The sequence below is a fragment of the Paenibacillus sp. TCA20 genome (assembly GCF_000732325.1).
Classification (GTDB): Bacteria; Bacillota; Bacilli; order Paenibacillales; family Paenibacillaceae; genus Paenibacillus; species Paenibacillus urinalis.
The window spans coordinates 455,695-468,558 of the sequence record NZ_BBIW01000003.1 but is presented as its reverse complement, the minus strand read 5'-3'; the positions used below and the strand labels follow the sequence as shown (position 1 = coordinate 468,558).

At 46.4% G+C, this 12,864-nt stretch carries 16 protein-coding genes; all 16 read right to left on the bottom strand.

Annotation, left to right across the window (positions count from 1 at the left end; genetic code table 11):
* Window positions 1–168: 168 nt before the first annotated feature.
* Window positions 169–546 carry a chorismate mutase gene (gene aroH, locus TCA2_RS08535; RefSeq protein ID WP_047911256.1) on the bottom strand — a complete coding sequence of 126 codons (378 nt, stop codon included), beginning with the start codon at window positions 544–546 and terminating at the stop codon, window positions 169–171.
* Window positions 546–1,649, bottom strand: a complete 1,104-nt coding sequence (gene aroB, locus TCA2_RS08530; protein WP_047911138.1) for a 3-dehydroquinate synthase — start codon at window positions 1,647–1,649, stop codon at window positions 546–548. Before aroB ends, aroH begins: the two co-directional genes overlap by 1 nt.
* 2 nt (window positions 1,650–1,651) lie before the next feature.
* On the bottom strand, window positions 1,652–2,821 hold the full coding sequence (aroC, locus tag TCA2_RS08525) for a chorismate synthase (protein WP_047911137.1): 1,170 nt from the start codon (window positions 2,819–2,821) through the stop codon (window positions 1,652–1,654).
* 184 nt (window positions 2,822–3,005) lie between these two features.
* Window positions 3,006–3,185 carry a hypothetical protein gene (locus TCA2_RS08520; RefSeq protein WP_047911136.1) on the bottom strand — a complete coding sequence of 60 codons (180 nt, stop codon included), beginning with the start codon at window positions 3,183–3,185 and terminating at the stop codon, window positions 3,006–3,008.
* Between the two features lie 67 nt (window positions 3,186–3,252).
* Window positions 3,253–4,053, bottom strand: a complete 801-nt coding sequence (locus TCA2_RS08515) for a protein-glutamate O-methyltransferase CheR (protein WP_047911135.1) — start codon at window positions 4,051–4,053, stop codon at window positions 3,253–3,255.
* Between the two features lie 36 nt (window positions 4,054–4,089).
* Window positions 4,090–4,533, bottom strand: coding sequence for a nucleoside-diphosphate kinase (gene ndk, locus TCA2_RS08510; protein ID WP_047911134.1), 444 nt, complete (start codon window positions 4,531–4,533; stop codon window positions 4,090–4,092).
* A 140-nt stretch (window positions 4,534–4,673) separates the two neighbouring features.
* Window positions 4,674–5,648, bottom strand: coding sequence for a polyprenyl synthetase family protein (locus TCA2_RS08505; protein ID WP_047911133.1), 975 nt, complete (start codon window positions 5,646–5,648; stop codon window positions 4,674–4,676).
* Entirely contained in the window at window positions 5,645–6,448 is an 804-nt protein-coding gene (locus tag TCA2_RS08500) for a menaquinone biosynthetic enzyme MqnA/MqnD family protein (protein WP_238546329.1), read from the bottom strand. The genes TCA2_RS08505 and TCA2_RS08500 overlap by 4 nt, the downstream gene beginning before the upstream one ends.
* A gap of 56 nt (window positions 6,449–6,504) precedes the next feature.
* Entirely contained in the window at window positions 6,505–7,107 is a 603-nt protein-coding gene (locus TCA2_RS08495; RefSeq protein ID WP_047911131.1) for a UbiX family flavin prenyltransferase, read from the bottom strand.
* Window positions 7,108–7,110: 3 nt separating this feature from the next.
* Window positions 7,111–7,977 (bottom strand): UbiA-like polyprenyltransferase, encoded by an 867-nt coding sequence (locus TCA2_RS08490; protein ID WP_047911130.1) that lies wholly within the window; start codon window positions 7,975–7,977, stop codon window positions 7,111–7,113.
* Window positions 7,970–8,698: a demethylmenaquinone methyltransferase gene (locus TCA2_RS08485; protein WP_047911129.1), complete on the bottom strand. Its 729-nt coding sequence runs from the start codon at window positions 8,696–8,698 to the stop codon at window positions 7,970–7,972. Before TCA2_RS08485 ends, TCA2_RS08490 begins: the two co-directional genes overlap by 8 nt.
* A gap of 25 nt (window positions 8,699–8,723) precedes the next feature.
* On the bottom strand, window positions 8,724–9,584 hold the full coding sequence (locus TCA2_RS08480; protein WP_047911128.1) for a heptaprenyl diphosphate synthase component 1: 861 nt from the start codon (window positions 9,582–9,584) through the stop codon (window positions 8,724–8,726).
* Between the two features lie 147 nt (window positions 9,585–9,731).
* Entirely contained in the window at window positions 9,732–10,271 is a 540-nt protein-coding gene (locus tag TCA2_RS08475) for a hypothetical protein (RefSeq protein ID WP_052511826.1), read from the bottom strand.
* Window positions 10,272–10,384: 113 nt separating this feature from the next.
* Entirely contained in the window at window positions 10,385–10,609 is a 225-nt protein-coding gene (mtrB, locus tag TCA2_RS08470; RefSeq protein ID WP_047911127.1) for a trp RNA-binding attenuation protein MtrB, read from the bottom strand.
* An 83-nt stretch (window positions 10,610–10,692) separates the two neighbouring features.
* On the bottom strand, window positions 10,693–10,965 hold the full coding sequence (locus TCA2_RS08465) for an HU family DNA-binding protein (protein WP_047911126.1): 273 nt from the start codon (window positions 10,963–10,965) through the stop codon (window positions 10,693–10,695).
* Between the two features lie 348 nt (window positions 10,966–11,313).
* A complete protein-coding gene (gene spoIVA, locus TCA2_RS08460; RefSeq protein ID WP_047911125.1) occupies window positions 11,314–12,792 on the bottom strand; it encodes a stage IV sporulation protein A in 1,479 nt (492 codons plus the stop codon).
* Window positions 12,793–12,864: the final 72 nt, after the last annotated feature.

Here is a 12,864-nt window from a genome sequence, read left to right as displayed (position 1 = left end):
CTTCTCCCATTTCACCAGCCATGCTACCGTCATGCGAATGCACTATCGGCCACAGCCTTCTGAAAATGGCTAAGCTCTGCTCTACTCATCAAACGTCTTAACTCTTCTCATCTCTGCTACAGTTCACTATACATAGTTTAATCCATTTTGGCAAGGTTCGATTTGCCCTTAGCTTCCAGAGGAAGCGGCCAAATCAGGACGCAGTGCCTTCGCACCGTTTAAATAAACATGTTGAATTTCCTTTTGTGATTTCTCTGTATTCACATGGATCATAAAGCGAATGCACTTCTCCAGTGCTCCTTTGACCGGAACCTCCAAGGAACACATTAAGGGCACTAGCTCCCATCCAGTCAGCTCACGAATCGCCTTGGCCGGAAAGGCAGCATCAAGATCTTGAGTAAGTGTAATCCATACGCTGCAGATGGCTTCCGGCTCAAGCTGATTACGTTCTACGATCTCTTGAAGCAGCTTGGAAGTTTCCTTCATAATCTCTGCTTCCGTGTTGCTCGTTACCGTTGTTGCACCTCGTATACCTCTTGTGTACATCATGCGTTTACGCCTCTTTCTTTCAGCCCATCGATAACATCCCTGACGTCCTGTACTCGAACATCATTCGCAACGACAACTTCACCGATCTTGGTCGGGATGATAAAGACCATTAGGCCTTCTCTAAATTTTTTGTCATGCATCATAGCTGCCAGAATATCATCTGTACTCATGTCAGCCGGAAGTGATGTAGGCAAATTCAATGATTCGAGCATGCGCCTCGTCGTTGTGTACAGCACCGGATCGGCTCCTCTTAATACGCCGAGCTGTGCGGCACCAACCATTCCGATCGAGATGGCCTCACCATGCAGAAATTTGCCATATCCTGCGATCGCTTCAATCGCATGACCGATGGTGTGACCCAGGTTCAGTGTAGCCCGAATCCCATTTTCTCTTTCGTCCTGGGATACGATATCTGCCTTGATCGAACAGCCGCGCAGCAAACCATATACGAGTGAATCCTTATCTAAGGAGAGCAGCTTATTCGCATGCTCTTCACACCAGTAGGCAAACTCCTCGTCTTGAATCAGTCCGTGCTTCAGCATTTCTGCAAGACCTGCCGAAACTTCCCGTGGAGGCAGCGTCTTCAGCGTGTCCACATCATACAGAACAAACTCGGGTTGATGAAATGCTCCGATGATATTTTTGGCAAGCGGATGGTTGACCGCTACTTTGCCCCCTACGCTGCTGTCATGAGCAAGGATTGTTGTCGGAATCTGCACAAATCGAATCCCACGCATATAAGTAGCAGCAACGAAGCCAGCCAAATCACCGACGACTCCACCGCCAAGGGCTAGAATAGCAGAGCTTCGATCAAGACCTCCTTCAATCGCTAGGGTCATCATTTCCGTGTAAACGGTGAGAGACTTGGACGTCTCTCCACTCTGAACCACGGCGGATACAACCTTGTAGCCTGCTTGCTCCAAGGAGTCCTTCACAATTTGCAAATAATACGGAGCGATTTGATCGTCCGTAATAACCATGATCGGACTCTTGCTGCTTACTCCGTGCTGAGCCAGATGGCTGCCTGTCTTAGCAAGCAGCCCGCTGCCGATATAAATAGGGTATGAACGTTCGCCCAGGTCAACATTCAGCGTCTTCATGATTAGTAACGCTCCAACTGGGCATTATAGTTCTCCAGATTGGCTCTTATCTCCTCAATGGAATCGCCGCCGAATTTCTCCAGGAATGCCTTTGCGATCTCCCAGGCAACCACATGCTCCATGACTACACTGGCAGCAGGAACTGCGCAAGCATCTGAACGTTCCACTTGAGCTGTAAACGGCTCTTTTGTATCAATATCTACACTTTGCAGTGGTTTGTATAACGTAGGAATCGGCTTCATTACACCGCGTACAACGACAGGCATGCCGTTCGTCACACCGCCTTCAAATCCGCCCAGGCGATTGGATGCACGATGGTATCCCTTATCCTCACTGTACAGGATTTCATCATGAACCTGTGATCCCGGAATCGTACCCGCTTCAAATCCAATACCGATCTCGACACCTTTGAAGGCATTAATCGACATGACAGCCTGAGCAATACGTCCATCAAGCTTACGATCATACTGTACATAGCTTCCAAGCCCGACAGGAACACCTTCCACGACACATTCTACAATGCCGCCAATCGAGTCCCCATCTTTCTTGATCTGATCAATGTAAGCTTCCATCTTCTTCTCTGTTTCAGGATCCGTTACACGGACCGAGGAAGCTTCTGTGCGGCTGCGCAGCTCTTCAATCGGCAGTTCCTCATACGGAGCTTCAATCTCACCGATTCGCAGCACACGGCCCGCAATCTGTATGCCGAACTCTGCCAGAAGCTGACGTGCAATGGCTCCAACCGCTACTCTTACCGTCGTTTCCCGAGCACTGGAACGCTCAAGCACATTTCTGAGATCCTTCAGATTGTATTTAAGTCCGCCATTCAGATCAGCATGTCCTGGTCTTGGACGATGCACTCTGCGCTTCTCTTCATCTGTACCTTCAATCGGTTCAATATTCATAATGTTGCGCCAGTGCGTCCAGTCCTTGTTCTCCACGACTAGAGCTACCGGGGCTCCTGTTGTATATCCATGGCGAATACCGCCAACAAATTCAGCTGTATCTTTCTCAATTTGCATCCGACGCCCGCGTCCATATCCCTTCTGGCGGCGATGCAGCTGAAAATTCAGCTCCTCAAAATCCACTTTCATATTACTTGGAAGTCCCTCTACGATTGCTGTCAATTGGGGTCCGTGCGTTTCCCCTGCGGTTAAATAACGAAGACTCATAATACGTTCCCCCTTTATACTGTTAAGCTTTAAACTGCTAAAATGTTTAATCTTTGATCATTATAGTATAGCATGTTATGTTTGACAAGAATGGATCTGATTTCGCCTCACTCCAGTTATGCGATTGGCGAAACAAAGAAACGCCTATCCTCACCATAGGACAGGCGTTTCCGTATAGGTTTCATTACTTGCCAGCAGATAGTCCGGCCCGCCATGACAGCTCATGTCGATCAGCGTCTGACTGAGGCTTGATCTCACCAAGCATTCGCTCCATTTGAGTCGTGTCCAGCCCGATAATCTGGGCACATTCCCGGATATTGATAAGTCCTTGTCTATATGCAGCGATTACCGTTCTTTTATCCATTTCATTACCCCCAAAAAGTCTTCACACAGATAGTTCCAGTATAGGTCAATTCATACTCGAACTATACTTATACAGACTTTTGGTAAAAAAAGGTGTCCACCGAAACCAGATTATATTGAGCGGGAGAAAAAATCTGCTCTGTGCTTCCCACGAACAATACCCCGCCAGGTCTAAGCGCTTTGGCGAACTTTTGATACAGTAAATGCTTGGCCTCTTCCGTAAAATATATCATTACATTTCGGCAAACAATGAGATCAAAGCCTTCTTCGAATGGATCAGACAGCAAGTTCTGCTTGCTAAAGCGCACCGCCTGTTTCAGCTTAGGATCAATATGATACTGAAGCCCATCCTCGGTAAAATAACGTCTGCACACGGACTCAGGTACCTCTCTCAGTGAACGCTCCAGATATGTACCCTTACTGGCTCTGGCCAGAGCACCTTCATCAATATCGGTAGCACGCAATTCCGTCTGGTTTAACAAGCCTAACATATCCACAATCATAGCCAATGTGTAAGGCTCTTCCCCAGTAGAACAGGCGGCACTCCAGATCTTGAGCTTCTGGTGATCCCGGGTCAGACTAGGCAGAATGCGATCTTTAAGCACTTCCCATCTGTTCCGGTTACGCCAAAATTCAGAGACATTGATGGTCATCCGATCCAGAAATTCAAGAAATAAAGCTTTGTTGCGGGTCATTTCTTCAAAAAAGGATGCAAAGCTCTCATGCCCGTGCTTGTTACGAAGCGTCGTAAGTCTTCGTTTCATTTGAGCTTCTTTATATTGCGAAAGATCAATACCCGTGGCCTGTTTTACATTACGAATAAATAGCAAGTAATCGGATTGCGTAGTTTCAATCTCTAGATTGGACACCTGAAACCTTCTTTCTTAGGAAAAGAACCGCACATTTTAAGTCCAGACAGCAATCGTTTTGTCATAAGCTACAAGTTCTTCTTCTGCAAAGAAGTTACGGAGTTCTCTGGCCGCACTCTCTGGTGAATCAGAGCCATGAATCAAATTATGTGGTGTGATCGCCGCAAAATCCCCCCGAATCGTCCCAGGAAGCGCTTCTTTCACATTCGTCTTGCCGATGAGCATCCGTGATAGAGTGATGATGTCTTCGCCTTCCCATACCATCGCAAATACAGGTCCGGAAGTAATGAAGGACACCAAGTCATCAAAGAAAGGTTTGCCATCATGCTCGGCGTAGTGACGTTTAGCTTGTTCATCTGTGACCTGTACAAACTTGCCTGCCACCAGCTTAAACCCCTTGTCCTCAAACCGGCTAATAATGCGCCCAATCAATCCACGCTGAACCCCATCTGGTTTCACCATTAAAAAAGTACGCTCCATCGTCTATTCCCTCCAGGCTTTGTTTAAGAATCAGGGCGTGTCTTAAACTCTAAAACAGATTTCACTCCAGTGATTTTTAAGACACGCCCCAGCTAGCTGCATAATGACTTTCGACTTGCTTTCTTGATGTTCCTGCCAGGTTAATATGAACGTTTTACAACAAAATGAGCGATATCCCGTAGATTTTTCTTCGTCTTAATGTCAGGAAGTCCTTCCAGCGCATCAAGAGCTTTATTCATATATCGGTCAGCCAGTGCCTCTGCTTTAGCCATTCCATCGCTTTCACGAATCATGCCTACTGCAGCTTGCACGGACCCCTTGTCTCCATCTTCATGAATCCGGTGAATAAGCTGGAGCAGATCCTCCCGAATACGCTCTTCCTGCAATGCGAAAATAACGGGTATCGTAATATTGCCTTGAAGCATGTCACTTCCAGGCGGCTTGCCGAGCTGCTTCTCTGTGCCTCTTAGATCAAGCAAATCATCCTGAATCTGAAAGGCCATGCCTACATTATAGCCATAGCTGTAGAGTCTTCTGCACACCTCTTTATCCGCACCGGCCGCCACAGCCCCAAGCTGACAGCTGATTGCGATGAGGAGTGCTGTTTTGCGGCGTATCCGCAGCAAATAGTTACGCACATTTTGATCGGTGTTAAAGAAGTCCCTGATCTGTTCCATCTCGCCGATCGTCATTTGCACCATCGCCTTCGCCATCGTCTGATGGATCAGCGGATTAGGCAGCTCCGCTATAATTGACATGGCACGTGCATAGATGTAGTCACCCGTATACATCGCGATACGATTGTCCCATTTCGATTTGACGGTAAGCTGCCCTCGTCTTGTTTCTGCATTGTCGATTACATCATCATGAACAAGCGACGAGGAATGGATCAGTTCAAGCGGAACTGCCACGTGCTTCAATACCTCAATGTCATAGTTCCCGAACTTTCCCCCAAGCAGGACAAAGACCGGTCTGAGCCGTTTGCCGCCTGCCTTAAGCAAATGAAGCGAAGTTTCCGCAAGCAGAGGCTCACTCGTTTCTACACCGCGGTATAACTCTTTCTCTATATAACTTATATCCTTCTTTAGTGCAGTCAAAATATCAAGTAGTTTCATTCCGTCACCCGTATCAGCTTATTCTCATTCCAGAGATCCACCTGGACCTCATGCTCCATGAGACCAAGCTCATGTGCATAACGGAAATACAGCTGCAGCCCTCGCAACTCATTTTCGCCAAAATCGTAAACCAAATTTCTAAAATACGCATACCAATAGGCTTCAGAACCGCCAATGTGCTGTACTGCATGCCTAACAACGGGTGCAAGATCCCGCAGGCTCGCTGTCTTGCTGTTATAAAACGCCTCAGCTATCTCTTTGACAGTGTCTGCATTATTGTCCGCGAAGCTTCGATTTACTGCCCACACGGCATAAGTCATCTGGTGCCCGGTATACCGATACCATAACTCACCAAGATCGTAAACATGATAAGGATGGTCTGCCCAGGACGCTTTGATAGCGTGATCTCCAATAAGCAGAGCCGCATCTGCATTTTCCATCATACGCTCAAGCTCAGGCTCCATCGTAATATAATCAGGATTACCCTCATAGAACTTCGTCATAATCACTTTGAGCAAATTTACTGAGGTTGCTGAAGTATTGGTCAGAGCAATCGTACGGTTTACGATAGATTCGATGGGCTCCTTGCTGAATAGCAAGATGGATTTTACTTCTCCGCGGCTGCTCACTGAAATATCCGGTAACAGAAGTAATCGATCAGATGCCATGCCGTATGCAAAGGACGACATCGCGCTTAAGTCCAGCGTTCCTTCATGAATACGTTCATTCAACCTGGCCGGCACCTCTGTAATCAGCTCTGCCGGATTCATAAGGGCAGCCGGCTCGAAGTAATGATACATGGGCCATGCATTGGTATAGCTTATTTTTCCGATGGTGGTTACTTGATGTAATTCCTTCAATTCTCCTCCCCCCATCTCTTAAACAAGTTATGCTCGATGTGAAGAACATCCAGTACTTTACCCACCAAGAAATGGATAAGGTCATCCATCGTTTTAGGATGATAATAGAATGCCGGCATCGCTGGAATCATTTTGACACCAAGCCGGCTCAGCTTCAGCATATTTTCCAGGTGAATCGCATGAAGCGGTGTTTCCCGGGGCACCAGTACGAGTGGACGTCCTTCCTTCATCATGACATCAGCCGCCCTAGCCATCAGGTTATCCGAGGCTCCGTGCGCGATCGCTGACAACGTCCCCATCGAACACGGCATAATAATCATTCCATCCATTAAGAAGGACCCGCTCGCAATGGAAGCTCCTATATCGCTAACAGGGTGATATATAAGAGAACCGGGACGGTTCCCGAACTTCTCGTTCAAAATCCCTTCCCGGTCCGAAACATTCCAGCCTAGTTCTTCTTTTAACACACGCCAGCCTGCATTCGAAACGACAAGATGTATCTCGTATTCCTGATCAAGCAATGTCTCAATCAACCTGACTCCGTATATACTGCCACTCGCGCCTGTTATGCCGACTGCGAGTCTTTTTAATCTATTCATAGGTTAGATCACCACCGCATCGATCAGAGTAAACAATAGAATGACCATGCTGACCCAGCTGTTCAGCGTAAAGAATGCGGTCTGTACCCGGCTCATATCGTTTGGTGACACAATCATATGCTCATATATAAGAAGTCCGCATGATATTAGTATACCTATTGCATATATCCAGCTCAAATCCGTCATGAAGAATAAGGCAATAAATCCGATCGCCGTTATGATATGAAAATATTTTGCGATATTCAGTGCACCTTGGGTTCCAAATCGGGAAGGGATGGAATACACGCCTTCCTTCTGGTCAAAATCGATATCCTGACAAGCATATATAATATCAAAGCCGGCCGTCCAAAAAGCGGCAGCGAGATACAGCACCATCGCAGTAAGATTTATTTCCCCGGTCACTGCAACCCACCCACCGAGCGGGGCTAGACCAATCGTCAAACCGAGAACAACATGGCACAGCCATGTAAACCGTTTGGTATAAGAGTAAATAACGAGCATAAACACCGCGATCGGCAGCAGCTTCACCGATAAGGGATTGAGCTGTGATGCGGCCCAGAATAACAGAATAAACGATATGATTACAAAAATAACAACTTCACTTATCTTGAGCAGTCCTGCAGGTATGGCTCTTCCGGCTGTACGCGGATTTTTGCCATCGATAACCCGGTCAATCATTCGGTTTAAACCGAAGGCTGCACTTCGGGCTCCCACCATGGCGAGCAGAATCCACCCAATCTCTGCCCAGAATGGCAGCCTTCCATTGATTTCAGTAGAGCCAAGGATGGCTCCCATAAACGCAAATGGCAGAGCAAACAAGGTATGCTCTATTTTAATCATTTCCAGAAAAATACCGATCTTTTTAAACATGCTGACTCTCCTTGCTCCCAATATGTAATGCTGCGATTCCGCCGGTCAGCGGATAGGACCTCACATCCTTGAGTCCCGTTTCTCTGAAGATTTGTTCAAGCTCTTCTCTTCCAGGAAACATCGCTAGAGAGTCAGGCAGCCATTTGTACTGTTCGTAGCGTTTAGCAAGAAGCTTACCCATAACAGGCAATATACGTCTAAAATAAAAATAATAAATCCCCTTAAATGGCTGCCAGGTCGGCTTTGACAGCTCCAGACATACGACCATTCCGCCCGGCTTGACGACCCGCTGCATCTCTAACAGCACTTGTCTTAGATCCGGGACATTGCGGAGACCAAAGCCGATGGTTACATAATCAAAAGAATGATCTTCATAAGGAAGCTGCATGGCATTCCCCTGAACAAGCGTAATTTGCTGATCTCGGCCCTGCTGTGCCACCTTCTCCTGTCCGACTGCAAGCATATTGCTGCTGAAATCCAGTCCATTGATGTGACCTGTTTCACTTGCTTCTGCAAGACTGATCGTCCAGTCGCAGGTCCCGCAGCATACATCCAGTGCCGTTTGCCCACGCTGCACATTCATCTTCTTCATTGTGAACTTTCGCCAAGCCTTGTGACGCCTGAAGCTGAGCGTATCGTTCATAAAATCGTATTTACTAGCAATGCTTTGAAACACCGAATGAACGTGCTGCTCCTTCGGATTCTCCCCTTCATGCTGCATGTTCGAACCACCTTTTATTCACTTATCAAACAACTTTGCCAGGTGCTCTGTATGTACGGTACGATTCCATCATCTTCATGATCTCCTGTACAACCACCTGATCGCTTACTTCATTCTCAATAAATCGTTCAGTATCATTCACCGAATGACGAAGCTTGTCCGTTAAAAATTCCTGTGTTCTGTGCTTAAGTGTAAGCTGAATCCACTCATTAGGCTCAAGCTCATTCCTGTTGAGGGCTTCCTTAACACTCGAATCCGTATGGCTTAGAATCTGATAATAGGCAAGACGATAACGAGAGCGCTCCATATCTCTCACATGTTCGATTTCCTCAATAAGCATATCAAATAAACTAAATGCGCTGAGCAGTCGATCGAACAACGAGACTTCTCCTGGGGAAATCATGCTCTGGAACGAAAGAAACAGCTGCTTCTTCAGCTGCACGGATTCGTTAACGTATTCCTCAGCTGTAACCAGCTGTCGTCTCATGCGATTGTACAGATTCATTTTCCGTTCGTTGACGATACAGATTCCTTCACTAAGTGACGCAACAACGGAGATTTGACCTGCTGCAGCCAGCAGTTGATAGAACCTCGCGCTGAAATAATCTCCGCCAAGCACTTTTAGCTGTCGAGATCGCATCTCCTGCTCCTTCAGATCTTCCTCATGAACATCGATCATCTCATGTGTATCGAGTCCCATTTGTACAAGCGCAGTAACGAGGGAATATAACTCACTATGCTCCGCTGACCAAACCGGTCCACGATTCAAAAAAAACTCAAGCAGCCGTACACGGCCATCAGGAAAATTCGGAATTTCCGTATGCCGCTGAATCATATCATAGTTTGTATATTTTTTTGCAAGATTAGGTACGCGGTATGTAGTCATCCTGATCCTCCGAGCCATTAAATAAGTAACGAATCAATTTCATAACTCCATAAAGGTGATATGAAATTGTTTCAAATAGAATATATTCACAATCTTATCTATTATAGCATACGATCGAAATGATCGCACAAGCATCATTAACCCTTTTCAACGCAAAATGAACTGTCTGCGCCATAAATTCGTTTCTGACATATGAAACCATATTTTAAGCTCCTCAGGGAGCTTAGCGCTCTTCCAGGTTTCGAGCAATTGCAGCGCTTCAATACTCCACTCGCTCCGCCTAATATCTGCAGATAACAGCAAGTGACGGCTTCCCATCCATTCATCCTCAGCCATAACCCGCAGCATCAGCTGCTGCACATTAACGGTCTCCTCAAAGGAAAAGGACGCGACAGTCGCTATATCTTCATATATATCCGATGGATCACTTGATTCATCTCCCGCTCTCAAATCAAGGGTTAGAACACCGCTGTTCCACTTCACTTTGCTGATCTGTGCCGTAAGCTTCAATTCATGCAAGTAATCGACCAAATTATGATCCTCCAGTCTAATCGGATTCCTGCTCTGCAGAACCTCACGGGAGTCCTGAAGAAAGGAGTCTTTTTGAATGGAAACAAAAGTGGCCAGCAGCATGAGTGTACTTAATGAGATGGAAAGGACTATGAGAATGACTTTTTTCTTCTTCAAAAAATTCGCCTCCCATTTCCTATTGTGAGCCCGTAAGACAAGGCCCATACCTCATTGTACAAAGAAAAAAAGCAGGCTATGCCTGCAATTTGAAGTCGCGTAAAAATAAGCGGTTATTGATCTGTTTCGATCTTCCCATGCTTGGTCATCACTTCTGCTTTGCCCCGTACTTTGATTGCTGAAGTATGATCTGTGAATTGGGCGATCATGACTTCACCTTTATCGAGCTTCTCGGTGTGATGAAATCTTGTATCATGTCCTCGGGTCAGTCCAATGACGTGCACACCGTTCTCTTTTGCCTTAATCACGATATAATCGCCGCCTAATGGAATTTCCATGCTCACTGCCCCTTTTCAGTTAAATGAAAAAAGCCGTGAACGTATTCACGGTCTTTTTGGTTACCTGCTCGTATGTAGAAATCTTATTTGATTCCATCTTTGAGCGCTTTACCTGGTTTGAAAGCAGGAATTTTGCTCGCAGGAATTTCGATTTCCTCACCTGTCTGCGGATTACGTCCTTTACGTGCAGAACGCTCGCGTACTTCAAAGTTACCGAAACCAACGAGTTGTACTTTATCTCCATTTTGCAGAGCTTCGGAAATCGCTTCGAATACAGCATCCACTGCTTTCGTAACATCCTTCTTCGACAATTCAGTTGCCTCTGTAACTTGTGCAATCAGATCAGATTTATTCAAGTGTATTCACCTCCTGAAATATCTTAAGTGTTATACTGTGTTTCCGTTTTACCGCAAAATATACGTGGCTAGGCTATTTTTATACTAATAGGTTCATATGCCCGGCTCATTACATCCGCTGCAAAGAGGGGTAAACATCTAGTCACAGGACTATATTTCTCTTGAACGGACAAACTTTATAGTAATACAGTCAGAATACAATTTCAAGTGAATTCAGCGCTATATATAGTTAAAATTGATAGATTCTTCGCCATTTTATGAGCTAATAGGCCATTTCACCGTTTATGGACAAGCAAAATAACCGAAAAGGATACTTCCTTTCGGTTATTTTAGTAACTATGCTGGAGCTTACAGTATGATGGCGATCAGTCCGCCAGAGCCTTCGTTAATAATGCGTCCGAGTGTTTCCTGCAGCTTGTATCTTGCATTATCCGGCATCATGGCAATCTTGCCTTGAATACCCTCACGCACGATGGAGTGAAGCGAACGGCCAAACATATCTGAATCCCATACCTTGATCGGATCATTCTCGAAGTCCTGCATGAGGTATCGGACAAGCTCCTCACTCTGCTTCTCTGTGCCTATAATCGGCGCGAACTCAGACTCGACATCCACGCGAATCATATGAATCGAAGGTGCTGTCGCTTTCAGCCTCACACCAAATCTGGTTCCTTGACGGATCAGCTCCGGCTCATCAAGCGCCATTTCAGCCAGTGAAGGTGCGGCGATGCCGTAGCCTGTCGTTTTCACCATCTCGAGCGCTTCGGCAAAGCGATCATATTCTTTTTTCGCATGAGCAAAGTCCTGCATGAGCTGTAACAGATGGTCTTTGCCTCGAATCTCAATGCCCACCACTTCATACAGAATCTGATCATACAATTCATCGGGTGCATAGAGATCAATTTCTGCAACGCCCTGCCCCATATTCATTCCGCTGAGTCCAGCGCGGTCAATGAATTCATATTCCATGAACTGAGAGACCACACGATCGACATCTCTCAACCGGCGAATGTCTTTGACTGTATCGCGCACGGAATTTTCATAATTCGAACGCAGCCAGTGATTTTCATTCAATACCATGACCCAGCTCGGCAAGTTGACATTCACTTCATGAACCGGGAACTCATAGAGTACTTCTCTCAGTACGCCGGTTACATCATCTTCTGTCATGGTCGCTGCGCTTACGGTCATTACTGGAATATCATATTTCTCTGCGAGCTCGGCACGAAGCTGTTGTGCTTCTTCACTTTTTGGCTTGATGGAGTTGATGATCAGAACAAATGGCTTGCCGACCTCTTTGAGCTCAGCAATGACTCGCTCTTCGGACTCCACATAGGACTCCCGCGGAATTTCGGCAATGGTTCCATCTGTCGTTACGACAACGCCTAGTGTTGAATGCTCTTGAATTACCTTGCGTGTGCCAATTTCGGCTGCTTCCTGAAAAGGAATCGGCTCTTCGAACCAAGGCGTCGATATCATCCGCGGTCCATTCTCATCCTCGTAGCCTTTCGCTCCTTCTACCGCATAGCCTACACAGTCTACCAGTCTCACATTGACATCCAGGCCGTCGGCCACTTTGATCTGTACTGCCGTATTAGGCACAAACTTCGGCTCTGTTGTCATGATGGTCTTACCCGCAGCGCTCTGCGGCAATTCGTCTACTGCACGGACACGATCGGAATCACTCGTAATGTTTGGCAATACGATCGTTTCCATGAAGCGCTTAATGAATGTGGATTTTCCTGTGCGAACTGCGCCGACAACACCAAGATAAATGTCCCCGCCAGTGCGTTCGGCAATGTCTTTGAAAATGTCTACTTTTTCCAAGTGAAATCCCCTCCTAAAAATACTCCGAAGGAAAAATGCTAAAGAGCATCCGCTTCGTTTTCAATCAGACGT